Consider the following 23,803-nt stretch of genomic DNA (forward strand, 5'->3'; position numbering starts at 1 on the left):
GGTCGTGATTCTTTCGCCAACGCTAGAGCGTCAGCGAACCTTCGTTGATTTTTTGTTCAATGTTGATTCGTGCGGCATTGATGTGTCTTTTCATCAGGAACTCTGCCAACTCTCCGTCACGGCTGGCGATTGCCTCGGCGATACGACGATGTTCGCCCAGAGCTTTGTGCGGCCGGCCTGACGACTGGCTAAGCCGGTACCGATACATCCGCACCATGTAATACAGGTCGCCCAACAGCATCTGCGCCAGCTTGGTATTACGACTGCCGGTGGCAATACGGTGGTGAAAGTCATAGTCACCTTCTGCCTGATAATACGCCTGGCCGTGAGCCTGCTCGATCATTTTTTCATGGCTGTCCAGGGTAGCCTGCAAATCCGCTATTTCCTGATCGGTCATACGCTCGGCGGCTTGCCGGGCGGCCAACCCTTCCATCGACTCACGAATGCGATAAAGCTCCATCAACTCCTGTGGACTGACAGAGACAACTTTGACACCCGCGTGTGGCTTACGAACCAGCAAGCCACGAGACTCCAGACGGCCAAGTGCTTCGCGCAGTGGGCCGCGGGTGAGATTAAAGCGTGAACAGAGCTCGACCTCGCCTATTTTTTCACCAGGGGCCAGATCGCCTTTCACAATGGCGGTCTGAAGGCGCTCAAAGGCTTCGTCGGCTCGGGTAAGGGCCTGTAAATCGGCAACTGGCATATTGTTAACAATCGATTGCTTATTTGGTTGAAAAATACCCTTAGACGCAGTTTTTGTCAACAATGTGTGCATTATGTCATTGCTTTGAAGTAATTGCACCAATTCGGTGCATAGCTGGGAGTAAACAAATGCTGACAACGCCCTCGCAGGCTTTTTCGTTTCCAGGAGAGTTCCCGCAATGTTTGGCTATCGCCTATACTCGCCTGCACTGTTAATGCATTCCGCAAGGTATCTTGGGTACACTTGGCACAATTTATGTTTAGACACTCATGGAAGCCCAAAAGAAAACTGACAGGACATCTCCTATGATCAAAAAGTGCCTTTTTCCTGTGGCCGGCTACGGCACGCGATTCCTCCCTGCCACCAAGGCAATGCCCAAGGAAATTCTCCCGATTGTTAACAAGCCACTGGTTCAGTATGGCGTTGAAGAAGCTGCCGAAGCTGGTGTCCATGAATTCGGTTTTGTGACCGGCCGTGGCAAGCGGGCCATCGAAGATCATTTTGATATCAGCTACGAGCTGGAACACCAGATTGCCGGCTCAGGCAAAGAGGACCTGCTGTCTTCGATCCGGGACCTGATTGACAACAATTCCTTCGCTTTCACACGACAGAATGAGATGAAAGGCCTGGGTCATGCCATCCTGACTGGTCGCAACCTGATCGGTGATAACCCGTTTGCCGTCGTACTGGCCGACGACTTCTGTGTCGCCGATAAGGGATCAGACGGCGTTCTGGCGCAAATGGTAAAGCTTTACAATCAGTTCCGTTGCTCGATCGTTGCCATTGAGGAAGTGCCGAAAGACGAGACGCACAAGTACGGTGTGATCGCGGGTGAGCCGATGAAAGATGGCCTTTACCGAATTACTGACATGGTCGAAAAGCCCAGCCCGGATAAGGCGCCCAGCAACCTGGCCATTATCGGCCGTTACATCCTGACGCCTGATATCTTCGAGATCATAGAAAACACCGAGCCTGGGAAAAACGGTGAAGTTCAAATCACCGATGCCTTGCTTGAACAGGCCAAGAACGGTTGCGTACTGGCTTATCAGTTCAAGGGACGTCGTTTCGACTGCGGCAGCATCGATGGCTTCGTGGAAGCCACCAACTACGTTTACGAGAACATCTACAAGAAGGGTAAGTGATTCAGCGCCCCAGAATCTGAAGCACCATGCGCCGGTTTTCGGAAGAGGTTTTCCGGAAGCGGCGCAGAAGCTCCGCTTCCTCATCAGACAGTTGAACCCGGCTGATTTCCTGCTCCAATTGTTTCAACGCGGTCGACAGATCGTCGCCTTTTGAAAACGTCAGACCAGGCAATTCCAACTGGCCGGTGTCGCCCGTGTCATCCAGATCCAGCAGCTCGTCCAGAGCGGTCTCTGTTCTGAGGCAGAAGTCCAGAAGTTCGGTAATACACGGATAGGCCCGCGAACGGATATCCCCGGCTTCCCAGCTAGCTACCCTGTTTTCATCGACGCCACAGATGTTCGCAACGTCCTCACGGGTTAACTGAGAGGTTTCGCGAATCTGCCTCAGACGACGATGAAAACTTTGCAGATACCGCATGGGCAGGATTCTCTCTTTCAAAAGACTTACGAACTGAGGCCTAAAATTTAACGTACATTAAGCGGTACACTCAATCAGAACGCAATCAGACGTCAAACAATGAAACCAGCGGAGCCTTGCGATCCATGGCCGCAAACGCCCTAGACCAGACCGCCGCTTGGCGGCTTATTTTGCAGGCCGTTAACCGACAGAATACCACGACGAGCAGCAGCGATTATGACAACGCTGACTCAGCGGCCCGTGAATTGCTGACAATCTTCCTGCCCCTTTGCAGGCACCTCCCTGACGGAACCCGCTCCCTTGTGGTCGGGCAGATGGGCCAAAGCCTCGATGGGCGCATAGCCACCGTGACTGGCGCGTCCAAATACATTAACGGCGAGGGTGGGCTTCGACATCTCCATCGACTCCGCGCCATCTGCGATGCCGTGGTTGTTGGCGCTGGCACGGCATCTGAAGACAATCCCAGGCTGACGGTTCGTCTTGCTGAGGGCCCCAACCCGGTCCGCGTGGTCATCGACCGCCAAAAACGGGTGCCAGGCTCTCATGCAGTCTTCACCGATGAGCAATCACCGACTCTGCGCCTGACTGCCGGAACCTATGAGCCGGGCCCAAAACTGTTGCCAAGAAACGGCGTATTGGATGTGCCTTGTCTTGGAAACGACCAGCAAACCCAGCCCAAAGTCATCCTGGATGTGCTGGCTGACTTCGGTCTGAGGCGGGTGTTCATCGAGGGTGGTGGACTGACAGTCTCAGCGTTTTTGAACGCTGGTTTGTTGGATCACCTCCACGTGATGGTCGCGCCGATGATCATTGGTAGCGGTCGGCCCGCTTTTTCGCTGCCGGAAATCGACAGGCTGGATGGTGCACTGCGCCCCTCTGCCGCTATGGTGGACCTTGGGAGCGATATGCTGTTTGCTCTGAATTTCAGTCACGGCCAGGCCGACTGAACACAAACAACACGCCGGGCAGACTGGAGAGCAATATCGTTAATCCATAGCCAACGCTCAAGGCGACGCCCTGCTCTGCTGGTAAACCGACCAGAGGCCAGAGTAACGCGGCAGCGCCTTCCCTAACGCCCCACCCGGCGATTGTCAGGGGGATAACCATGGCGAGCAGCAGCAGGCTGCAAAGCGCAAGCAGGGTTACAGCGCCCACAACACCGGAGCCAGTGCCCGCGCTGGCTGCCAGTAACAGAAATACGCTCAGGTAGGTCGCCATGACGATCAGGGAAGAGAACAACTGAACCAGTAAAGCTGATCGATGAATCAGGCCCTGGTAGATATCACTGCCCAATTCATAAAAGTAGTTCCGCATCGATTGCCAGGCTCTGCCACCCAGATACAGAGCCAACAACAGTGCTGCAATAGTAATCAAGCCATATCCGGTGGCACTGGAAAGCAATCGTTCGACTTGAAAGCTAATGCCTGGAAAACGTATCACCAGCCATATACAGGCCAGGATGGCGACCAGTGCCATAACGATCTGCCCGGACAGACGTTCGATCATGACTGCATGGAACGACTTCTTCCCTACTCCTGATCCACGCCCATGTCGCCAGGCACGATTAACATCACCGACCACGCCGCCCGGAAGGCACTGGTTCAGAAACATTGCCAGGTAATACTCTCGAATGGCTGCTCTAAAGGGTAAGTGCAGCCCGAGCCGGCCCGCGGTGAACCGCCATCGCCAGGCCGAAATCACAACCTGAAAAACAGACACCACAAGAGCAGCAAGCAAGGCTAGCCATGAAAAACGCGACAATTCGGCGGCCAGGTTCGACAGGTCCAACGACCACATCAGCACGCCTATGATGGCCACAGTCAGCACCCATCGCACGACCAGAAGCCAACCGGGTTTCGATCCGCGTTTGTCAGTCATCGCCAGGCCAGGCGAAAAGATCCTCATGATCCACCCACACCGTCAGCTCGGCCCCGGCTGCCGCTGACAGCCGGGAGGATTGCCAACGTCGGATGCGGGTGGCGTCTTCCGGGGATTGTTCTTCAGCCGCATCGGCCCAGCCGCTGATCAGTGCCGCCTGCAAGTCTGCATCTGGGCCTTTCAGCTCCCACGGGCTGGGCGCGACCGACACGTTGTATCCGACGGCCTTCAAAGCGGTTGCAAGGCAGTGGGTTGCGTCCGGGCCGAGCGCGGCATCGACGCCCTTGACCCCATGCTGGTGTTCGTTAACCAGCGAACGAATGAACCCGTCATCAGGATGTTCTGGCATCAAGCGGAAATCACCCGCGTAACTGATCACAATGTACACTGCCGCCCGCCGGTTGCTGGCCGCAGATACCAACGCTTCCAACCAGCGTTCAGACACCAGATCAATCAGCGCAGATGCGGTCACAAGATCGGTATTCGAAGGAATAAAGGTGTCCAGATTTTCCGCGTCGAGCTTGCATAGAACCGCTTCAACGGTCGTCCCGTTGCCCCGCAGTCGGCATGTTGCGCGATCCAGCAGGTGCCGGTCCTGATCCAGCAATACCCAGTGCTGAGGTTTTCGCAATTCATCCCTCAAAAAGGCGCCGTTTGAGCCTGCGCCCGCGCCTAAATCGGTAATCCTGATCAGATCGCCGCCATGATGGTCTGCCCAATGTTGAACGTTGGCGAGAAGCTGCCGGTTGCGGGCACGATGATCCGCTGGTTCCCTGAGCCTGAGCCATTCCATGTCAAACTGACTGTGATCCTTAGACGACGGAGCGAGCCCAAGCGATTCCGCACATTCCTCTGCAGCGATGGCCCAGTCGCGAGCGAGTGCGGCGTATTTCAGGGCATCGCCCGCAAGCGATTCGAGCGCGTCTTTGCTGCTCAGGCAATGTTCCAGATGACGCGCCAGCCCTGAGACCGAGCCTGCGGCGTAGAGCAATACGCCAGGTCGGTCACCAGTATTGGCAAGAGCACCCCCGTCCGAACTGATGACCGGCAGGCCCGTCGACAATGCTTCATCAACCACCATGCCGTAGCCTTCATAGAGTGACGGCAACACGAAACAGTCTGCTCGCGCATAGTGTTCAGCCAGGGCCTGGTCACCCAGTTCCCCTGTGAGGGTAAATCGATCCTCCAGATTGAGCTCGCGAATTTGACGGCGCACCTTTTCAGCGTAGGCCGGCTTTCGCGCCACAGAGCCTACCAGGGAGCAGTGCCAGTCGAGATGCCGTAACTGGCAAAGCGCTTCCACCAGCTGGTGCTGCGCTTTTCTCTGCGAAAGCGTTGCCACACACAGCAGTTGAATCGTTGAAGAGCGCCCCCGTTGCACCGTTTCTGGCCGTTGCGGAGAAACGGTATCGGAACCGGGCTCAACCACATGAATCTTGCTGTCAGTAACCTCAAACGCCTGTAGCCGATTTGCGGTGTGGCGACTGGTCACCAGCACGCCTTTTACGGCGGCCAGCCCACGTCTTTCCGCTTCAAACAACCAATCCGCTTCTGCTTGTGCCAGACCAGTTTCATCCGCCAGGGGATGATGCACGAGTGACCACAACGCCAAGCGATCGGCGTGCTGACAGACGGTATCGGGCAAACCACCCATCGCAAGGCCATCCAGCACCACCAGGGCTTCGTCAGGGCAGTCGGAAAGCGCGGAATTCAATGCCTCCCTGGCCTGCTTATCCGGTATCGGAAACCGCCCATCAAGGCCGGCCACACGGGCGTTCACACCATGCTCGTTCAGGGCCTCGACCAGCCGGGCGACATACCGATAGCCCCCGGTTTTCTGCCCTGGATCACCCGGAACCAGAAACAGTACATCCGATAGATCAGAGTTCGCCATGGAAGCTGGCCCAGGCAACGTGAGACTCTCCCAGGGTTACTTTCATGCCACACAGGCCTTTGCCAGTCTCGCCCAGGCGACCGTCCTTGATCGCAGCGGCCATGCGTTCAAACACTGTGGCCGCCATGAATTCAGTCGTGGTGTTGCGACCTGCCAGAGCGGGCAACTCATCCAGGTTCTGCATGTTGAACTCGGCCAAAACAGACGACAGCACGTCAGAAGCCAGCCCGATGTCCACAATCAGGTCGTCGGCGTCCAGTTGCTTCCGCTCAAAAGTGACATCCACCACATAAGTAGCTCCGTGCAGATTCTGGGCCGGGCCGAACACCTCGCCCTTGAAGCTGTGGGCGATCATCATGTGGTCGCGAACAGTCAGTGAGAACATTGCAGGTTCCTTTTTAATAAACAATTCGATGGCAAAGCGTGTCCTCTGCCTTCGGGAGCGAGGAATCTTGAGATTGGCCTGCCAGGCTGTGCATTACCTTTGGCAGTTGCTCAAATGGGCTTTCGCCAGTGATCAGATGATCAAGAACCGGCTCCTGAAGCAGGTTAAGCGCCAGCTCCATCCGGGTACGATGGCTCCAGCGTGGTCGCTGGTCTGGATGCAACTGCCCGACCTGGCTGGACCTGATCGTCAACCTTCTGGAATGGAAAGCCTGCCCAAGCGGCGCAGGGACAGCCTGTTCGCCATACCAGCTCATCTCAATCAAGGTTGCTTCCTGACCACACAGGTTCAAGGCCGTTGCCAATCCGTCGGGATGCCCACTGGCATGAATGACCAGGTCATGATCGTCGTGCTCAAGGCTGGTCGCGAAATCCACCCCCAAACGCTCTGCGACCAGACCACGCTCGGGATTAATATCCAGCGCCGTCACGCGGGTGCCGGGTATGCGGCTTGCCATCCAGGCAACGAGCATTCCAACCACCCCAAGCCCAACGATGGCAATTCTGTCGCCAACCCTCGGCGCGCCGTCCCAAAGTCCGTTGATGGCCGTTTCCATATTGGCCGCAAGCACGGCTCTCTCTGCCGGCAAACCATCGGGCAGTGGGATCAGTGCCGCCTCTGGTAATTCGAATTCATCCTGATGGGGGAAAAGACTGAAAACTTCGCGGCCCAAAAGTTGATCAGACCCCTCGACCACGGTACCCACATTGGCGTAGCCATATTTGACGGGGAACGGAAAGCTGCCCTCCTGAAACGGTGCCCGCATCGACTGGTATTCCGACTCGGGGACAAGGCCACGGTAAACCAGCGATTCGGTTCCACGGCTGATACCCGTGTACAGAGTTCTCACTCGCGCCCATTGAGCGGTCGGCGAAACTGGTTGTTCATGCCTCAGATCTGCAGAGGCTATACTCCCTTCACACGGCGCGGTGACCCAGAACGCCTTTGCCATTTAAACCACCTTTCTGACTAAACCGTACTTGTTGGAAACTTTTAGTGATACGCCGGGAGCTGCCGATGGATTCCCGAACAGTCAGGACATCCCTGCCCCTGTTAGCAGACATGCTGATAGGAGGCCTATGGCTGTTACTTCTGATCAGTGTTCTTGGCAGCCTGTTCGATCCCGGATTCACTTTCTACCCCATCAGCATAGCGCTTAGCGCAGGCTGCGTATTTTTCATCTATCGTCACTGGCCAGCACACGAAGACTTCGGCTGGGCAAACCGGGTCACACTCTTTCGAGGGCTGCTGGTGTTCTCCTTGTTTGGACTGGCCCCTTTTCTCGGTCCGGACAGCAACGGGAACTTGCTATGGGTGTTCGTGTCCCTGTCATTGATTGCCCTGCTATTGGATGGCGTCGACGGTCATGTCGCAAGGGCAACAGCGACGGAATCCCGGTTCGGCGCACGCTTCGACATGGAATTGGATGCCCTGTTTATTCTCGGGCTCTGTGTCGCCGTGATTTCCTTGGACCGGGCCGCCTTGTGGGTGCTGGCGCTGGGTTTGCTGCGTTACGGTTTTGTCGTCGCCGGAATGGTGTGGCCAGCACTGCAGGCGCCTCTTCCAGAGAGCCTTCGACGCAAAACCGTCTGTGTCTGGCAGCTGGTGACGCTCATGGTTGCCATTCTACCGATCACGCCGGCTGCGTTGGCGCAATCATCACTGATTCTGGCTCTGGTGCTTCTGGTGTATTCCTTTGGCACAGACATTCGTTGGTTGGTAAAGACAAGGAGATCATTATGAACGTGGCTACAGGCAACAGGCGCTTGCTTTTCAGATCCGGACTAGGCGCGGCAGTGTTTGGCATGGCCTTGCCCGCTCTGGCAGAACCAGAGACCTACGTCGTGGACGATGAGCACTTCTCCATGACGTTTGAAGTTCAGCACATTGGCTACGCCCCCGTGATGGGCATGTTTCGGGACGTTGAAGGGCAGTTCGACTATGACGAACAGAACAACACGCTGACCTCCGGACAACTGACCTTTGACAGTAAAAGCGTGTTTACCAATCACGACAAACGCGACGACCATCTCAGAAGCAAGGATTTCCTGAGCAGCAGCAAGTATCCCGAAATCACTTTTTCGGTTACCGACTTCGAATCCACCGGCGAAAACACGGGTGTGGTTACGGGCGATTTGACGTTGTTGGGCCAGACCCGCCCCGTCGATGTGAACATCACCCTCAATAAAGCCGCCGAGTACCCTATTGGCCATGAAGACTACACCCTTGGCATGACGGCCGAAGCCACAATCAAACGCAGCGAATGGGGTATGACCTATGGCGTTGGCAACGACCTTGTGGGCGACGAGGTCAAACTACGATTTGGCTTCGAGGCGGTTCGCGAGTCGGGCTGGTTTGATTAAGTTGTGACCAGCATCACAGGCTGAATACATAAATTTACATTCCGGACTCAGTTCTTGGCGTTGGCGATTCGACCACCCTAATATTGTAGGACAATAAAAAAGGCGCTTGCGTCGAATAAGCCAACAACAAGGAATCCGGAATGCCTGAACGCCTGCTTCTGGCCATCGCATTCATTGTACTGTGCGCCATCGGTGCCGGTTATTTTCTGTCGGCCGACAATAAGGGCCAGTTTTCCTGGCAAACTGAATCCCGCGCTGACATCGGCAAAGTCAAAGTGTCGGAATCCTCTTCCAATCCCCAGAAAGCTCCGACGGAAGTATCCCCATCGCCAGATACGCCACCGCCGGAACCACCGGACGACGCCCTTGGATTTATGCTGGCAAGCGCCGCAGACGCCTACGCCCAGGACATACGCTACCCGCGCTACTCACTGCCACTGACCAGGGAACGCGCCACCGGTTACCAGGGCAACCGATTTGAGCCGATCGAACTCCCCCTCGCGGGTGATGGCACCTTCACCGTGACGCTGGAAAAATTCCGTTTTGTTGAAGACGAAGACATTCTGGTGGTCGCCACAGTCACCGGCTCAGCTGTGGTTTCAGACACCATGACGGCCTCACTGGAACCAGCCGGTGAGCGTACCACCATCGATTCCACTGCCATCGAGCGAAGTGATCAGGGATTTTTCGAAGGCTGGATGACGGCCAGCGGTGAACCCGGCGAATACCGGCTGATAGTTGAAGCTCGCATCGATGGCAAAAGCATACGGAACGTATCGACGCTCACCATCGAACCGGATCTGGGCGAATTCAGCGGCGTGGGTGATGCCACCATAAAAGGCAATGATCTGGTGATTCCGGTGGAGTTCGACGCTCGGGAATCCGGTTATTACGCCCTGTCTGCCCAGCTTATGGACAACGGGCAACCCATCGCATTACTGAACGCAGAGAAGCGCCTTCAGAGCTCGTCAAACACCATCAAACTGCGCGCCCACGGAACGGTACTGGCAGGGCGGAACATTCAGGGACAACTGCAGGTCAGGAATCTGCAGATTCGCCGCCTTCCGGCCCAACCGGGTGACCGGACCGATTATGGCTTTGGCCCCGAGGAGGGATATTCATTCACACCGCCGGATCTTGATTCCCTGACCGACACTCCGGCGCGTGATCCAGAATCAGAGCAACGTGCTGCCCTGCTGCAAAAGCTGGCAGACAAGTTCTGACTGCGGTACGCCGCACCGGCCCGACACCGGGCAGTACCGGCTAGAAGAAGCCCGAACAAGGGGCCACAAAAGCCGGATAAACGTCTTGCAACAACAACAAAGCAATAAAGACGGAGCAACCATGAAAACAAGAAAAGGAAGTGCCTGTAAGGCTGCCCTTGCGGCAGTTGCCATAACCGGTGGTCTGTTTGCTGGCTCTGCCAGTGCACAGCTCGCCGGGCACAATGTCATTCTGGTCCACGGTTTCCAACAGGAAGATCTGTCGAATCCCCCAGCAAACCTGCAGGAAGTGAAGAACGCCGGTGAGGATTACTGGCGCACCTTCTGGCTGTCTCGCTCTGATGCCCGCATTGACTGGGGCAGCGACGGACGGGTTGAAGGCGGGATCGCCCAACAAGCCTATCAACAGCTGCAATCCATCAGTCGACAGGGCCTGTGTAACGACTACTGCATTGTCGTGTCACACTCAACAGGCGACCTGGTTACCCGCTATCTGCTTGAGAATCAGGCGCGCTGGCTTCAGAACAACGGCCTTCAGCCGCTGAAGATCCTGGCGTCCATCGATTTCTCTGGCGCCGGTGGCGGCACAGAGCTCGCCGACCTCGCGCTGAGCGTCGCCTACAACGACAGCTGGTACAACTGGCCGTTGAAACAGGCCGTTCGCGCCTTTACCGGTATTAATCCTGAGCCGGGTAGTCTGGGCGTGGTCAACGACCTGCAGACCAACGCTGCCCGTAACCTGGCTGTCAGTCCCAACAACATTCCAAGGCTTCGGTTTGTTGCCGGTGGTTCCTCTTACGGTGGCATCACCAAGCCGTTCATTTCCGGCACGGATGACGGCGTGGTTCCCACCCACTCTGCGTGCGGTGCAACCACCAGCCGGGGCATTGATTCCTGCTCGTCCAGCCTGAGCCTGGCCGGCAAGGTGTCCAGCCAGGATGGACCGTCTGCGTTGTACTACAACCACTACCCGATTCTGATGAACGAAGGCGCCTCACACAGTGGCGTACTGGGGTCCGAAACCGGAAACACATCAGTGCCGGTGGTCAATAACCGCACCCTGAACGGCTTGCAGGTCGATTTCGCCAGCCGCACGTACAACAAGCGTGCCTGGTGGCAATGGTGGGGCTCCGGTGATCGGTACGTTGAAGTGCCGGGTTCTGCCAACACGGACATGTCCACGCTGGTCTACAACACCCTGAACAACTAAACCCTCAGGTCAGTCCGCCAGGGACGGCAATCATGGCTCAGGACGAGCCTTCTGCGCCCCACCCCGCTTTTCCCTTATCTCTTCCCCATTGTCGCCGTGATAGACTCCCTCCCCTTTCTATCCCGCGAGACAGGCCCGGTTCCATGGCATTGCCAAACGCTCGAAAATCCGATCTGTTATTGGTGTGTGTCACCTTGATGGCCGCCATAAGCTGGATGTTTTCCAAAGAGGCCGTGCTTTTGATGCCGCCTCTTCTGTTCATAGCTCTGCGGTTTCTTCTCGCAGGCACTATTCTGTGCGTATTCGCAGCACCGTCACTGATACGCCTGAACAGAGACCAACTCAAACGAGGCGCAGGTGTAGGCCTGGTGTTCGGGGTCGCCATGAGCTGCTGGGTGATGGGGCTTTTTCATGCCACGCACGTAGGCGAAGGCGCATTTCTGGTGAGTTTGGGTGTCGTCATCGTACCCATCATCGCGCGCTTTGTTTACAAGGAAGCCCAACCGGTCAGCACCTGGTTTGCCATTCCCGTCGCCGTTGCTGGCCTGGCGTTGTTGTCTCTAAAAAATGGTTTCCGGCCGGAAGTCGGTCAGATCTTTTTTGTGGTCGCGGCCTTCATTTTTGCCCTTTATTTCAACCTTAATACCCGGGCCGCCAACCAGCGCACCGAAAGAAATCGCCACGGCGTTGAAATCGAGAAGGTGCGGATACCCACCCTGCCCCTGACTGCGATTGCATTGATGTGTGTTGGCACCGTGACATTGACCGAGTCTCTGCTTTTAGAGGCCTGGGCGCCCACGTTCTCCGATTTTCCGCCAATTCTGGCGCTCTGGATCGCGGCCAGTGCGATCGTCGGCACTGCTGGACGGTTTCTGCTTCAGACCTACGCCCAAAGCCTTTCAGCCCATAGTCACGGTGTGGTGTTTTTGGTGCTGGAGCCAATCTGGGTGGCGGTCTTCGCCACACTGTGGTTCGGCGAGAGCATGGCCGCCTCTCAAATCGCCGGCTGTGCATTGATATTCGCCGCATTGTTGATCAATCGATGGGGCACCTTACGCAAGGCTCTGAAAGACTGGTTCAGAAACCGGAAAACTGCCTGAAAGAGGTTGACCGGACACAGCCGAATCAGTATATTTCCTCCCCGTTGCAGGGCACAGGACCATAGCTCAGTTGGTTAGAGCGCTACCTTGACATGGTAGAGGTCCCCAGTTCGAATCTGGGTGGTCCTACCAAACCTGCAAATTCCGAATACCCTTCCAGTCTCAACGTGCAGTTGCCTTCTCCATTTTGGTCTCAAACAGATCAGCCAAAGGAACAGGCCGCCCCAAACCGAAGCCCTGGCCGTAATCCACACCCAGATCCGCAAGCAGTTCTGCCACTCTCTCATTCTCGACGAACTCGGCGACCGTAGTCAGGCCCATTGACCTTGCAACGACACAAGTAGCACCGACAATCTGCCTGTCGTCCTCATTGGTCTCGATCTGCTTCACGAACGCACCATCGATTTTTAACGTGTCAAAGCGAAACGTCTTGAGGTAATCAAAGGTTGCCAAGCCCGTTCCAAAATCATCCAGGGAGACACTGCACCCCATATCTCTCAGCTGGGCGGTCACAATCTCAGCCTCGTCGCGACTGCTAATTCGCTGGGTTTCCGTTACCTCAAAACCGATTTTGTCGAACGGCACCCCCGTATCCTGAAATGCCTCTTCGATACTGGAAACAATTTCCGTAGAGGACAGGCTTGTTCCCGCCAGATTAATAGAGCACTTTTGGGTTCGTGATAGCCAGTCAGGGTTCTCTGCAAGCAACCTCAGTGTCGTCCGGATCACCCAGAGATCAATCTGCTTCATAAACCCGTAGGCTTCCGCAACGGGCAAGAAAACACCCGGGGAAACAAACTGACCGTCCGTGCCCCTTAATCGAAGCAATATTTCATAGGAAATGCCCTCTTCGGTATTCCTGAACGGCAGGATTGGCTGGGCAAACAAGACCAATCGTTCATCGGACAGAGCGTCCTTGAGCAATTCAAGCCGTTGCGTCAGACCAATGCGGCTCAGCGATACGGCCTCTGGGTCCTCAATCGTATGGATCCTTGGCAGATGGTCACGAGCCATCAAGGCAGCTTGCGTTGCTGCGCTCAAGTACTGGTTCGGGTCTTGCAAAGAACCATCCAGAGCGACCGCTCCGATAGAAACCCGAATCCTCGTCTGATGGTCCTCAACCGAGAACAGCTCTCCATCGAACCTTCGATAAAGAAACTGCAGAAACTCAGGCAGTGAATGGCGACCATTCTCGGTAAACAGCAGGGAGTATATTCCGTTGCCTATTCTGGCAGGATCACAAGCAGGACCTGCAGCCCCCATCAAACGCGCGGAAAACAGAGTCTCCATCTTTCGTCTCGCACGGAACCCCATCAAATCTTCCAGATGATCGAAGTCGAGGACTTCCAGGTATATTAGCCAGCTCGATGGATTGGATGTCTCTGCCGCTTTTTCCGTTTCAGGCACCCGGTCACGAATCAGATCAATAAACGCTCGATCGTTGTTCAGGCCAGACAGAAAATCGGTGCTGGCCTGCTGACGAAGCCTCTGGGTCAGTCCGTTTCGTAGATAGGTAATGGCAGCAATAATCTGCAAAAGCAAAACACTGCCTGCCAACAAGAGCAGTAACTGGACAACCTCATCGATTGTCGTCAAACGCGCGACTGGCCCGATTCCAAGACTTAAGAAGGCAACCGCAACGAAAGAGACCAGTGGCAGAGCCAACGTAACTGTCGATGGATGAGCGGTGAGCACCAACCAACACAAGGTCGGAAAGACCAGGAACGAAAGTGCAAGGGTGTACGTCTGATCCGCTGACGACGGCAGGGCAAAAAGAATAAGCGCCAGAGAAACCGCAATGCCGATACAGAATGCTGTCGAGGTCTTTTTAATATCCTCAGTCACATTTCGGAAAAAACGGGAGGGGTTCTCCAGAATAAAATAAGCGACGGGCGCCAAGAGAAAAATTGAGACAATTTCAAGCAACCAGTAGACAAGGAACACATCCTGCAGCTTAAAATCTCGAATTGACGAATCTCCCAACCAGAAAGCAAATGTTCCCAAGCTTGCAGAAACCGTTGCTGCCAGTGCACCCGCCTTCAGGTAAACCAACCGGTCTACGAGCTCGTTTTTGAAGCGGTTACCGGGCGCCTCCTGGCGTTGTAGGTACCAGAGCGCAAAGGCGATACCCGCTACTTGACTGACCGTCAGCGCGATAGACGCACCAACGGTTTGGTCTTGCGCAACGAGCAACCAGACGAACAGTAAGGGCCCGCAGGTCAGAACAACGGACCAGCGCAAAATGAGCCCCGCCCCCAGGATCAGACCGGTCGCTGGCCATAGAATGGACATTGATGGTTCATCAATGGAAAAAAACCGCGAAAGTTCAGCCAGGCAAACAACCACAGCTGAAAAAAGCAGTAGGGCTTTGGCCTGCTCCCAGTCGAGAGACCGCAATGAGACTAAACCTGAAGTCATCCGTTTGAATCCAATACTCTGTGTGCACTACATTCGCGTAGCGTACTTGTTAAACCCTGTTCTTTCTTTACGCCACTTCTTTAAAAAAGGATGTTTCACAAGATTTATCGATTGGATGCCTTCGACACTTGCTTGCGTCAGTCGATGCGGTATGACCTCTGAAGCGGCTGATGGTATAGTCTTAAAATTATGTGGTTTCACCCCCTGAGGAGTCCTGCGGATGCAGCCCGTACCAATCGTTTTGGCCGAAGACGATGAAGACGATCAGATGATCGTCAGAAAGGCTTTCAAAAAGGCACGCTTCCGCTCTCCCCTCCAGATGGTCAGCGACGGTCAGGAGCTGATGCGCTATCTCCGGGCAGAAGGCGAATACAGCGACAGGCAGTCGTTCCCGATGCCAGGTCTGATCTTGCTCGATCTGAACATGCCTGTGATGAGTGGCGAGGAAGCTTTGGCTGAAATCAAAGCCGACAAAAACCTCAAGCACATTCCCGTCGTGATCTTGACGACAACGGATGATCAGACCGGCGTAAATCGTTGCTATGAATTGGGCGCGAGTACGTTCATCACCAAACCCGTGACGTTTTCCGGATTTCTTGAAGTTGTCAGTGAGCTTCAACTCTATTGGTTCAGTCTTGTGGATCTGCCCGATGACCAGAATGCCCAATGAAGTCCGGATACTGTTAATCGAGGACGATGAAGACGACTCGTTTCTGGTCGAACGCCAGCTAAAACGAATGACCCGGTTCCAGGCCAAAATCGAAACGGTCAGAGACCTTGATCGCGGCCTGGAGATTGCCCTGGATCAGAATTTTGACGCCGTATTCATCGATTACTACTGGGGTGGCAAAACCGCTGACACAGTGATCGTGGAAGAGCGTTCCTTTCTCCGCTCGGTTCCTCTGGTCGTCATTACCTCCACCGACGATTTCGAGATTAATGAACGCGTGGTCGAGGCGGGCGCCTGGGATTTCATCGCAAAGGATGACCTTAATCCCAAGCTGCTTGAACGCACGATACTGCACGCTATCGAGCGCAAACGACACGAAAACGAGCTTCACAAACTGGTTCGTCACGACAGCCTGACGGGGTTGGGCAACCGATTGATGTTTGAGGAGCAGTTGGACAAAGCAACCAGCCGTGCAGATCGCCAATCATCACGCTGTGCGGTTATGGCACTGGACCTGGACGATTTCAAACAAGTCAACGACTCGTTAGGGCACGACGTGGGCGACATGTTGCTCAGGCTGGTGGCCGATCGTCTGGAACGAGGTTTGAGGCTGGAAGACACCCTGGCCCGTCTCGGGGGCGATGAATTCGCTATCCTTATTCAGGACGTCGAGAATTCTCGAGACCTCGAAACCATCGCTGACAAACTGCTCGCGTCTTTACGTGAGCCAACCCCGATTAAGGGCATCTCTGGAAAGGTGACCGGTTCATTTGGTATTGCTCTATATCCAGATAATGCCAAATCCCCCCTGGAATTGATGCGTTACGCCGATATTGCGCTATACGCCTCAAAAGACAGGGGTTGCGACAGAGTGAGCCTGTTCAATGATCAGCTGGAAAAAGAGCTTCTCGGCAGTCTGGAATTGGAGCAAGAGCTGCGCAGCGCCTTAAACAGCGGTTCTTTAATTCCCTATTTTCAGCCCCGCTATGGCATTGATGACAACCACCTTTACGGCGTCGAAGTTCTGATGCGCTGGCAACATCCGTCACGGGGCACGCTGCTTCCGGGCGAATTTATGCCGGTCGCAGAACGTGCTGGCTTGATATTCGAGATGGACAGGTCACTGATCAAAAACACCCTGGAGTTGCTCTCGTCCTACGATGCATTGCCCAGTGAAATACTTCCCTATCAAATCGCATTCAATATCACAGCGGCCCAACTGCTGGACGTTGATTTCCCGAAACAAATGCAAAAATTGGTCGGCAGCTTCAACCTTAACCCCGGACACGTAGAGTTCGAAATCGTCGAGAGCGTCCTGGTGGAGCGCCAGGCCCAAGAAACCCTTGCCGAGCTGAGAAACGCGGGTTTTGGCCTGGCCATCGATGATTTCGGCACTGGTTTTTCTTCCTTCTCATACCTTAAAGATTTACCGGTGACCGCGATAAAACTGGATCGGTCTTTTATCAAGGACTTGAACGTCAGTACCGCTAACCACGCCATATGTGAAGCCATCGCGCACGTTGGCAAAAGACTTGGCTTACTGGTCATCGGCGAAGGGATTGAAACTGACTCGGAGCTGGAAGCTCTGTCAGAACTGGAAGTTGACTCAGTTCAGGGCTTTCTTTTCGCAAAGCCCATGAACGCAGCAGACTGGATCGCCAAGCAGCACCAATTCCGACAGGAGGCCAGGAATGTCTAATAGCAGTGCCGCAATACTGGTTGGACGACACGAAAGACTGTCACGAGAAATCTGGGCAGGGTTCGTTCAATCAGGCCTTGTGGAGTTGGTACTAACGTTCAGAAGCGTCGATGATTTGCTTGAAAACACGCACACGGAGTCCAAGTCCATCGACGTTGATATAAAACTGATGTTTTTCCTGATTGAATCGATGGATGACCTCGGCACGCCGATCGATTTGAAGGTTCATCACCAGCTTTCCCGCGTACCATTGATTGCCTTTTACACACCCGAAACCGAACTGACCCGGACTGACATCCAGACGCTTTATGACAGGCGGGTCAGCTCTGTCGTAAGGCTGCCTCTGCGATTCCAGGATCTAGGCCATCTGGTGCTGCAAATGGACCGCTACTGGGCTGTGGGAAAGTTGCCTCAGTGTGAACTATCGCTTCCAACAGAATACGTGTTCACTCCGAAAGATTGATCCGGACACTGAAGGTGCTGCCCTCTCCGGGCACCGAAGTAGCGGTGACGCTGGCACCCACTCTTTCTGCCGCTTTACGGACGATAGCCAGTCCAATACCTGACCCTGGGTAGCGTGACTTTGAATTCAGGCGCATGAATGGTTTGAAGATCGCCTCAGCCTGGTTGGCATCGAACCCGATACCCGAATCCTGAACGTTTACCGTCCAGATTGTTTCGCTCTCATCGGAGTGCCCTTCTATGGTAATCGCGTTTTTCCTGTCGGGATGGCCATACTTGAGCGCATTTGATATCAGATTCTGAAATATCATACGGAGCAGAACCGAGGACGTTCTGGTCACCGGAAAACGTCCCTTTACGCTAATACTGAAATCCGAGTAGTTCTCTTGTTGCTCCACTAGCTCAATGCTTTTATCAATGGCTTGTCTCCAGTCGCATTCCGAGAACTCGTAATCCAGACGTCCAACTCTGGAATAGTTCAGAAGATCACTGACCAGGCCGCGCAGCCTGCTCGATGCCAGACCGACTCGCTTCAGATAATCCTGAATAGCCTCTGCGTCGGGGTTTTCTTCTGATATTTCTTCAGCCGCCATATCGGAAAACGCTTCAATCTTTCGAAGCGGCTCCTGAAGATCATGAGAGGCGATGAAGGCAAAGTCCTCCAGATCCCTGTTCGATTGGGCAAGGCTTTCTGAAAGTCTTTGAAGCCGCTCTAACTGACGAAGCGCCAGTTTTTGAAGGGACAACAATAGTTCATCGGCCGAATCCAGTTCCCAGGCCTTCCATTTGCGGGCACTCCCGCGCCGGGTTTCGGTCCATCGCTCGAACGAGGCCCTCGGGTTGAGTGGGTCTTCCGATGACTTTTGGTTTTTACCGGCCCAGGTCACCTCCTGCAGCTCTTCCTGACGGGTCCACAAACAAAGAACGTCGTAATTCTGTGAGGGCGTCAGCGCCAGAATACCGGCCGCCAGCTTTGCATGGCCTTCGAATAATTCCTCATTGCATCGGCTGCGAGAGAGTATGGACTGTCCACTGGATTTCAGCTCATTTCGGACCTCTTTCGCCAGAAGCAGGTATTGCGAGTCCGAGGGGCCATGGCCCACAGAATGCACTTGTGAACCGTTTATAACCGCAAAAGCATCGGCGTCAAAAAGCTTCTGGAAGTCGTGTGCCGCGTTGGCGATGGTGGGCACCAGCTCATCATTCTTCAGACAGCGTTCCAGAACATCGCTCTGGTAGAGTCTCCGGCGCAGACGCTCTTCCATCACCTCTGCATCCTCGACCAACCGCAGACACAGCGACAACACATCGCCAACAAGCTTTGCCGCCAGACGCGCGTTGACGGGCACGTATCGTGGACGCCTGTTATGACAGGCAACCAGCCCCCAGAGTTTGCCATCGCGTATGAGAGAGATCGACATGGATGCGGCAACACCCATATTGCGGAGATACTGCAGATGGATGGGCGATACGGCGCGAAGCGCACAGTCCGTCAAATCCGGGTTCATATCCTGAGGCTGGCCAGACAGGCTCGTAATGGGAATGTTGGTGGCGTCTACGTCCGCGATCATGCGGATCTCATTTTCCAGATACAACGCCCGCGCCTGTTCGGGAATGTCCGTTGCCGGAAAATGGAGGCCAAGAAAACGGGTCATACCCGAATCAAGATTCTCGGCCACAACCTCACCATGCCAGTCCTCGGCGAAACGGTACACCATCACACGATCGAAGCCGGTGATGCTCCTGACAGCGCTCGCGGCCGTATTCAGAAGCTGCTCGACGGAATGTGAGGATTTAACCTCAGAAATCAATATATTGAGGTCATTTGCGGTAGTGGTTGACGAACCATCATCGGGCTCAGCAGACAACAGAATCCGCGATCCCCGCTGACTTACCGTGAACAGGTGACCGCCCTGTACGAAATTTTTCGACAAGTCATTCGGTTCACTCAGCGCTGCCCTTACTGACTCGAGCAGACTTGCCGGGAGATGGCCGGTGCCATCGATAGCGGCTTCACTCTGACCAACGACAGCAGCCAGCGCTTGCTCGGCGTTTTCACTGTACGAACAGACTGTTAAATCCTCTGCATCGAGAAACACCACAAAACCATTGGGCTGAATCGACCCTGGCGTTCGTATAGGTTCGTCAGCGCAGTTGGTGAAATCAAATTGGTCTGAAAATCTGTCAGTCACATCGCGCACCTGAATATCGAATTACCGGATCAGAAGAAGGACTGCTATCTTTAAGTGATGCGGTAATGTTTGAAGATACATCGGATTTGCTGATGAAAACACCCGACATACCAGAAAACGAAACAGAGCGTCTTCAAGCCATAGAACGTATCGACATCCTGGATACTCCGCCGGAGGACCCTTTCGATGATCTGACACGGCTGGCTGCCATACTGTGCAAAACACTCTTCTCGACGGTTTCCATCATCGATGAGGAAAGACAATGGTTTAAATCCATCCAGGGCCCTCTGGAGTCGCGAGAAACGTCTCGGGACATTTCGTTTTGTGGGCATACACTGAACAGTACCGACCTTTTTATCATTGAGGATGCCATTAACGACGAACGATTTGCTGACAATCCGCTCGTTCAAAACGGCCCAAAGATTCGTTTTTATGCGGGTGCCCCGATTATTCTGGATGACGGTATCATTGCAGGCGCACTCTGTGTCTTTGATCCAGAGCCCAAAACCTTGAGCGAAGAACAAAAGGAAGGTCTGACACTGCTGGCAAGGCAGGTGACAGAGCGGCTCAAGAGTCGCACTGCCGATGCCATCGCAAACAATCTGGAACCGATTCTGGCGCTCGGCAAAACCAATCTCATTGTTTTTGACCCGGTTCAGGAGCGTGTGAACTACATCAGTCCAGCGCTTCATCAAAGACTTGCCAAACCCACGGAGCTGAATACAAGGCCACTGTTTGCCCAGCTTTTCCCGGATATTGAATACGATCGTTTTTTTTCAAGGGAACGCCTGAACGATTCAGATCTGGCACACCGCAAAGTGACGAAAATCTGCCTGCCCGAAAAAGCTCCCGGAAAAGCGGAACTGAGACTGTTCAAAACCGGCGAAGACGACCGTAATATCTGCATACTCGGCTTAAGAGACAGAACGGAGCTTTCCCGCACTCGAGAAACCGCCGAACAGGCGCAATCAGACCTTCGGGTTTTCCAGCAGCTGGCCCGGCAAAGCAAGAGCTCGTTCGTTGTCACTGACGTCACCGGCAAAATCCAGTGGGTGAATTCGAGTTTTGAAGCTATAACGGAATACACACTGAGCGAAGTCAAAGGCAAAAAGCCCGGTGAGGTTCTACAGGGCTCAGGAACGTCACAACTGGACAGGGACAGAATTTCGCGGCATCTGCGAGCGAAACAACCGGTGGTGCAGGAGATCCTCAATTATTCCAAATCGGGAAGGCCTTACTGGATCGAACTGTATATAGAACCCATCAGGGACGAAGCTGGCAGTGTCACCCATTTTGTGGCAACCCAAAAGGACATCACCCAGCGCCGTCAAGAGCATCTCGTTCTGAAACAATCCAGGGCAAATGCAGAACAGGCAAACCGGGCTAAGAGTCAGTTCCTGGCAAAAATAAGCCACGAATTGAGAACGCCTCTGAACGGCATTGTCGGCATCACTGAAAAGCTGCTGCAAGAGGTACCGCCAACGCTAAAAGACAGCGCTGTCACGCTGGATCAGTCCTCTCAACATTTGATGGCTGTCCTTGATAATCTGCTGGATCTCTCGCACATCCAGAGCGGCGCGTTGGAACTTGAGCATGAATCTTTCAGCGTCGTCGACATGTTGGAGGAAGTCAGACAACTTTTTGCCCCAAGGGCTGAAATGGTCGGCGCCAGAGTCTCGCTATACACCGCACCGGATTTACCAGTCTGGGTAAAGGGTGATGTGGTGAGGCTCAAACAGGTTTTGATGAACCTCGTGAGCAACGCCGTAAAGTTTACCCACCAGGGCGAAATAAACATCTCTGCATCTTGTGAGCGCAACGACCCGGAGAATAACGGTTGTTCTACCTTACTACGATTCAGTGTGAGTGATGAAGGACCCGGTATTGCCCCAGAGGATCAACTTCGTATTTTTGAAAACTTTGAACAGCTGGACAATTCTGCCACCCGAACCCACGGCGGCTCCGGGCTGGGCCTCGCAATTTCCAAACAGCTTGTCGAAGCAATGCAAGGTGTCCTCAGCCTGAAAAGCGAGCCCGGTAAAGGCTCGACGTTTTTCTTCGATATTCCATTATCGAAATCTGAAGGAAAGGCTGAGCCACTCGATGCTCCTGACGAAATTCTTGGGCAGAAGCCACTGGACTATGCATTGGTCGTTGACGATAACCCGGTCAATTGCAGAGTGCTGCAAGAACTACTAACGCGGTTTGGCTGCGGCACCGTTCAGGTTGCTCAGTCGGCACGGCGAGGAATGGCAATTCTGGACAATGTTCAGCCAGACGTCGTGTTCATTGATATTCAGATGCCAGATATGAGTGGCTTTGAATTGATGTCGCTACTGCGCCAGAGATTTCCCGAACAAAACCGGCCCCTGCCGATCACCGTTGCCTGTACCGCTGAGGTTTCAGATTCGAAACGCAAGGAATGCCTGGCCAAGGGGTTTGATGCCCATCTGGGCAAACCCGTTACCGGTGCCTCTTTGCATGATCTGATGAATCAACTCGGGCTGAAGGCGACACCTGTCAAAAAAGCCGAGCCTGATACCGTTGACGCGAAGGCTGAATCAGCTTCTGAGACGAATCAGAAAGCGGAAATGGTAGATCGTGAGTCCCTGATGGCCTCTTTTTTGGGCAATGAGGACCTACTGAAAGATTTCCTGTCGTTGATGGTAGAGAACCTGCCAGTGCACTGCCAACGGGTTCAGGAAGCGCTGCAAACTGGGACGGTTACCTCTCACTCAGAGGCCGCACACTCCATTAAGGGGCTGGTCGGGTACTTCAGCGGCGGGGCATTGCTCAAAGACTCGCAAGAGCTTGAGACTGCCATGGAGCTCGGGGACACTCGAAAAGCGAAAACCCTTTTTGACAGACTGGAAAAGAACCTGGACGCTTTATTGATTGAGGCTCAAACACTGACCAACGAGCTTGGCGCCCGCTAGAGCCGCGTCGCCAGGCCTTGCTCCGAAGCCGCCCTGACGATCGCTTCACCCATTTTACTCAATGGAGTCCCATGGTCTGCCGCTCCCCGTTCAATGGCTTCTTTCGGCATACCAAACACCACTGAAGATTTCTCATCCTGCGCAAGCGTGTAGGCACCAGAATGCCTCAGGCTAAGCATGCCCGCGGCGCCGTCCTGCCCCATGCCTGTCAGAATGACGGCAATTGCGTTTTTCCCCGCGGCCTTTGCTGCCGATTCGAAAAGCACGTCCACTGATGGTCGGTGGCGGTTCACCGGCGGGCTGTCCTCGATGCCAATGACATAATCCGAACCGCTTCGCTTCAATACCATATGGTACCCGCCAGGCGCGATATAGACGCATCCGGGGCGAACGCGTTGCCCCTCTGAACCCTCAGCGACGGTCAGATCAAGCTCCCGGTTAAGCCGCTCTGCGAAGGAACGAGTGAAGCCGCCGGGCATATGCTGAGTAATCAGGATACCCGGAGACTGTTTTGGCAGCTGCGACAACAGATTCCGAATGGCTTCTGTTCCGCCGGTCGAGGACCCAACGACGATGATCTTTTCACTGCTCGGCCGGCCCGCATTGGAGACGGGGCGCACTTTGGCTTTGGGCGCTTTGGTTCGACGGCTGACGGTTGACGCATTGGCCGCGCGCAATTTCTCGTGCAGATCATCAACGTATTCCGCGAGACCCTCCGCCACATCAATTTGTGGCTTGGTAATAAAATCAACGGCACCGAGCTCCAGCGCCCGCAAGGTCGTTTCGTTGCCTTCATGGGTCAGTGAAGAAACCATCACAACCGGCATTGGCCTGAGCCGCATGATCTTCTCGAGGAAATCGATGCCATCCATTTTTGGCATCTCAACATCAAGGGTCAAAACATCCGGGTTCAGCTTTTTAATGAGTTCCCGTGCTGCGTGGGGATCGGGCGCGGTCGCAACCACCTCCATATCCCCTGCCTGCTCAATCAGATCGGTCAGGACCTTGCGCACCAGCGACGAATCATCAACCACCATCACTCTGATCATG

General features: G+C 54.4%; 20 protein-coding genes and 1 tRNA gene. 12 read left to right on the forward strand and 9 right to left on the reverse strand.

All coding sequences use genetic code 11. From position 1 onward, the window contains the following. Window positions 1–22 precede the first annotated feature (22 nt). Window positions 23–703 (reverse strand): GntR family transcriptional regulator, encoded by a 681-nt coding sequence (locus tag QLQ17_RS10170; protein ID WP_283209472.1) that lies wholly within the window; start codon window positions 701–703, stop codon window positions 23–25. A 305-nt stretch (window positions 704–1,008) separates the two neighbouring features. On the opposite strand from QLQ17_RS10170, the gene galU reads away from it, so the two are divergent. Further along, a complete protein-coding gene (gene galU, locus QLQ17_RS10175; RefSeq protein ID WP_283209473.1) occupies window positions 1,009–1,845 on the forward strand; it encodes a UTP--glucose-1-phosphate uridylyltransferase GalU in 837 nt (278 codons plus the stop codon). A gap of 1 nt (window position 1,846) precedes the next feature. Here galU and QLQ17_RS10180 read toward each other — a convergent pair whose 3' ends face one another. After that, window positions 1,847–2,263, reverse strand: a complete 417-nt coding sequence (locus QLQ17_RS10180) for a helix-turn-helix domain-containing protein (RefSeq protein ID WP_283209474.1) — start codon at window positions 2,261–2,263, stop codon at window positions 1,847–1,849. Between the two features lie 125 nt (window positions 2,264–2,388). Here QLQ17_RS10180 and QLQ17_RS10185 point away from each other — a divergent pair, with 125 nt between their 5' ends. Next, the gene (locus QLQ17_RS10185; RefSeq protein ID WP_283209475.1) at window positions 2,389–3,210 is read left to right on the forward strand and encodes a RibD family protein; all 822 of its coding nucleotides are present in this window, start codon (window positions 2,389–2,391) and stop codon (window positions 3,208–3,210) included. Here the strand turns inward: QLQ17_RS10185 and QLQ17_RS10190 are convergent. From QLQ17_RS10190 to QLQ17_RS10205, 4 genes are read right to left on the reverse strand one after another with little or no spacing between them, the layout of a single operon-like run. Continuing rightward, window positions 3,188–4,141, reverse strand: coding sequence for a lysylphosphatidylglycerol synthase transmembrane domain-containing protein (locus QLQ17_RS10190; RefSeq protein WP_283209476.1), 954 nt, complete (start codon window positions 4,139–4,141; stop codon window positions 3,188–3,190). The two genes, QLQ17_RS10185 and QLQ17_RS10190, sit on opposite strands and share 23 nt — an antisense overlap. After that, a complete protein-coding gene (locus QLQ17_RS10195; RefSeq protein ID WP_283209477.1) occupies window positions 4,134–6,035 on the reverse strand; it encodes a glycosyltransferase in 1,902 nt (633 codons plus the stop codon). The genes QLQ17_RS10190 and QLQ17_RS10195 overlap by 8 nt, the downstream gene beginning before the upstream one ends. Next, on the reverse strand, window positions 6,022–6,420 hold the full coding sequence (locus tag QLQ17_RS10200; protein ID WP_283209478.1) for a 6-pyruvoyl trahydropterin synthase family protein: 399 nt from the start codon (window positions 6,418–6,420) through the stop codon (window positions 6,022–6,024). Before QLQ17_RS10200 ends, QLQ17_RS10195 begins: the two co-directional genes overlap by 14 nt. 13 nt (window positions 6,421–6,433) lie before the next feature. Next, a complete protein-coding gene (locus QLQ17_RS10205; protein ID WP_283209479.1) occupies window positions 6,434–7,330 on the reverse strand; it encodes a zinc-dependent alcohol dehydrogenase in 897 nt (298 codons plus the stop codon). Between the two features lie 167 nt (window positions 7,331–7,497). On the opposite strand from QLQ17_RS10205, the gene QLQ17_RS10210 reads away from it, so the two are divergent. From QLQ17_RS10210 to QLQ17_RS10235, 6 genes are all read left to right on the forward strand, one after another. Then, the gene (locus QLQ17_RS10210; RefSeq protein ID WP_283209480.1) at window positions 7,498–8,223 is read left to right on the forward strand and encodes a CDP-alcohol phosphatidyltransferase family protein; all 726 of its coding nucleotides are present in this window, start codon (window positions 7,498–7,500) and stop codon (window positions 8,221–8,223) included. Between the two features lie 62 nt (window positions 8,224–8,285). Next, the gene (locus QLQ17_RS10215; protein WP_283210147.1) at window positions 8,286–8,843 is read left to right on the forward strand and encodes a YceI family protein; all 558 of its coding nucleotides are present in this window, start codon (window positions 8,286–8,288) and stop codon (window positions 8,841–8,843) included. A gap of 140 nt (window positions 8,844–8,983) precedes the next feature. Continuing rightward, window positions 8,984–10,066 (forward strand): hypothetical protein, encoded by a 1,083-nt coding sequence (locus QLQ17_RS10220; protein ID WP_283209481.1) that lies wholly within the window; start codon window positions 8,984–8,986, stop codon window positions 10,064–10,066. A gap of 121 nt (window positions 10,067–10,187) precedes the next feature. Beyond that, the gene (locus QLQ17_RS10225; protein WP_283209482.1) at window positions 10,188–11,276 is read left to right on the forward strand and encodes a hypothetical protein; all 1,089 of its coding nucleotides are present in this window, start codon (window positions 10,188–10,190) and stop codon (window positions 11,274–11,276) included. Between the two features lie 143 nt (window positions 11,277–11,419). Continuing rightward, the gene (locus QLQ17_RS10230; RefSeq protein WP_502867369.1) at window positions 11,420–12,376 is read left to right on the forward strand and encodes a DMT family transporter; all 957 of its coding nucleotides are present in this window, start codon (window positions 11,420–11,422) and stop codon (window positions 12,374–12,376) included. A 55-nt stretch (window positions 12,377–12,431) separates the two neighbouring features. After that, window positions 12,432–12,508, forward strand: a tRNA-Val gene (locus QLQ17_RS10235). Window positions 12,509–12,538: 30 nt separating this feature from the next. Here QLQ17_RS10235 and QLQ17_RS10240 read toward each other — a convergent pair. After that, a complete protein-coding gene (locus QLQ17_RS10240; protein ID WP_283209483.1) occupies window positions 12,539–14,794 on the reverse strand; it encodes a sensor domain-containing phosphodiesterase in 2,256 nt (751 codons plus the stop codon). Window positions 14,795–15,014: 220 nt separating this feature from the next. Here QLQ17_RS10240 and QLQ17_RS10245 point away from each other — a divergent pair, with 220 nt between their 5' ends. Genes QLQ17_RS10245 through QLQ17_RS10255 form a run of 3 tightly spaced genes read left to right on the forward strand, consistent with a single transcriptional unit; the run spans window position 15,015 to window position 17,626 of the window. After that, the gene (locus QLQ17_RS10245) at window positions 15,015–15,464 is read left to right on the forward strand and encodes a response regulator (protein ID WP_283209484.1); all 450 of its coding nucleotides are present in this window, start codon (window positions 15,015–15,017) and stop codon (window positions 15,462–15,464) included. Then, on the forward strand, window positions 15,445–17,163 hold the full coding sequence (locus QLQ17_RS10250; protein WP_283209485.1) for a putative bifunctional diguanylate cyclase/phosphodiesterase: 1,719 nt from the start codon (window positions 15,445–15,447) through the stop codon (window positions 17,161–17,163). Before QLQ17_RS10245 ends, QLQ17_RS10250 begins: the two co-directional genes overlap by 20 nt. After that, on the forward strand, window positions 17,156–17,626 hold the full coding sequence (locus QLQ17_RS10255; RefSeq protein WP_283209486.1) for a hypothetical protein: 471 nt from the start codon (window positions 17,156–17,158) through the stop codon (window positions 17,624–17,626). Before QLQ17_RS10250 ends, QLQ17_RS10255 begins: the two co-directional genes overlap by 8 nt. Here QLQ17_RS10255 and QLQ17_RS10260 read toward each other — a convergent pair. Continuing rightward, window positions 17,610–19,817 carry an ATP-binding protein gene (locus QLQ17_RS10260; protein ID WP_283209487.1) on the reverse strand — a complete coding sequence of 736 codons (2,208 nt, stop codon included), beginning with the start codon at window positions 19,815–19,817 and terminating at the stop codon, window positions 17,610–17,612. The two genes, QLQ17_RS10255 and QLQ17_RS10260, sit on opposite strands and share 17 nt — an antisense overlap. A gap of 92 nt (window positions 19,818–19,909) precedes the next feature. Between QLQ17_RS10260 and QLQ17_RS10265 the strand changes: the two genes are divergently transcribed. Continuing rightward, entirely contained in the window at window positions 19,910–22,753 is a 2,844-nt protein-coding gene (locus QLQ17_RS10265) for an ATP-binding protein (RefSeq protein WP_283209488.1), read from the forward strand. Here the strand turns inward: QLQ17_RS10265 and QLQ17_RS10270 are convergent. Next, on the reverse strand, window positions 22,750–23,802 hold the full coding sequence (locus QLQ17_RS10270) for a protein-glutamate methylesterase/protein-glutamine glutaminase (protein ID WP_283209489.1): 1,053 nt from the start codon (window positions 23,800–23,802) through the stop codon (window positions 22,750–22,752). The genes QLQ17_RS10265 and QLQ17_RS10270 overlap by 4 nt on opposite strands. Window position 23,803: the final 1 nt, after the last annotated feature.

Source organism: Marinobacter sp. CHS3-4 (assembly GCF_030053415.1).
Taxonomy (GTDB): domain Bacteria; phylum Pseudomonadota; class Gammaproteobacteria; order Pseudomonadales; family Oleiphilaceae; genus Marinobacter.

Excerpts from the sequence above, each read along its gene's own strand:
- QLQ17_RS10220 (WP_283209481.1), top strand. The coding sequence starts at position 8,984 with ATGCCTGAACGCCTGCTTCTGGCCATCGCATTCATTGTACTGTGCGCC.
- QLQ17_RS10245 (WP_283209484.1), top strand. The coding sequence starts at position 15,015 with ATGCAGCCCGTACCAATCGTTTTGGCCGAAGACGATGAAGACGATCAG.
- QLQ17_RS10190 (WP_283209476.1), bottom strand. The coding sequence starts at position 4,141 with ATGACTGACAAACGCGGATCGAAACCCGGTTGGCTTCTGGTCGTGCGA.
- QLQ17_RS10170 (WP_283209472.1), bottom strand. The coding sequence starts at position 703 with ATGCCAGTTGCCGATTTACAGGCCCTTACCCGAGCCGACGAAGCCTTT.
- QLQ17_RS10215 (WP_283210147.1), top strand. The coding sequence starts at position 8,286 with ATGGCCTTGCCCGCTCTGGCAGAACCAGAGACCTACGTCGTGGACGAT.
- QLQ17_RS10240 (WP_283209483.1), bottom strand. The coding sequence starts at position 14,794 with ATGACTTCAGGTTTAGTCTCATTGCGGTCTCTCGACTGGGAGCAGGCC.
- QLQ17_RS10210 (WP_283209480.1), top strand. The coding sequence starts at position 7,498 with ATGGATTCCCGAACAGTCAGGACATCCCTGCCCCTGTTAGCAGACATG.
- QLQ17_RS10200 (WP_283209478.1), bottom strand. The coding sequence starts at position 6,420 with ATGTTCTCACTGACTGTTCGCGACCACATGATGATCGCCCACAGCTTC.
- QLQ17_RS10180 (WP_283209474.1), bottom strand. The coding sequence starts at position 2,263 with ATGCGGTATCTGCAAAGTTTTCATCGTCGTCTGAGGCAGATTCGCGAA.
- QLQ17_RS10250 (WP_283209485.1), top strand. The coding sequence starts at position 15,445 with ATGACCAGAATGCCCAATGAAGTCCGGATACTGTTAATCGAGGACGAT.
- QLQ17_RS10265 (WP_283209488.1), top strand. The coding sequence starts at position 19,910 with ATGAAAACACCCGACATACCAGAAAACGAAACAGAGCGTCTTCAAGCC.
- QLQ17_RS10195 (WP_283209477.1), bottom strand. The coding sequence starts at position 6,035 with ATGGCGAACTCTGATCTATCGGATGTACTGTTTCTGGTTCCGGGTGAT.
- QLQ17_RS10185 (WP_283209475.1), top strand. The coding sequence starts at position 2,389 with ATGGCCGCAAACGCCCTAGACCAGACCGCCGCTTGGCGGCTTATTTTG.
- QLQ17_RS10270 (WP_283209489.1), bottom strand. The coding sequence starts at position 23,802 with ATGATCAGAGTGATGGTGGTTGATGATTCGTCGCTGGTGCGCAAGGTC.
- QLQ17_RS10230 (WP_502867369.1), top strand. The coding sequence starts at position 11,420 with ATGGCATTGCCAAACGCTCGAAAATCCGATCTGTTATTGGTGTGTGTC.
- galU (WP_283209473.1), top strand. The coding sequence starts at position 1,009 with ATGATCAAAAAGTGCCTTTTTCCTGTGGCCGGCTACGGCACGCGATTC.
- QLQ17_RS10255 (WP_283209486.1), top strand. The coding sequence starts at position 17,156 with ATGTCTAATAGCAGTGCCGCAATACTGGTTGGACGACACGAAAGACTG.
- QLQ17_RS10225 (WP_283209482.1), top strand. The coding sequence starts at position 10,188 with ATGAAAACAAGAAAAGGAAGTGCCTGTAAGGCTGCCCTTGCGGCAGTT.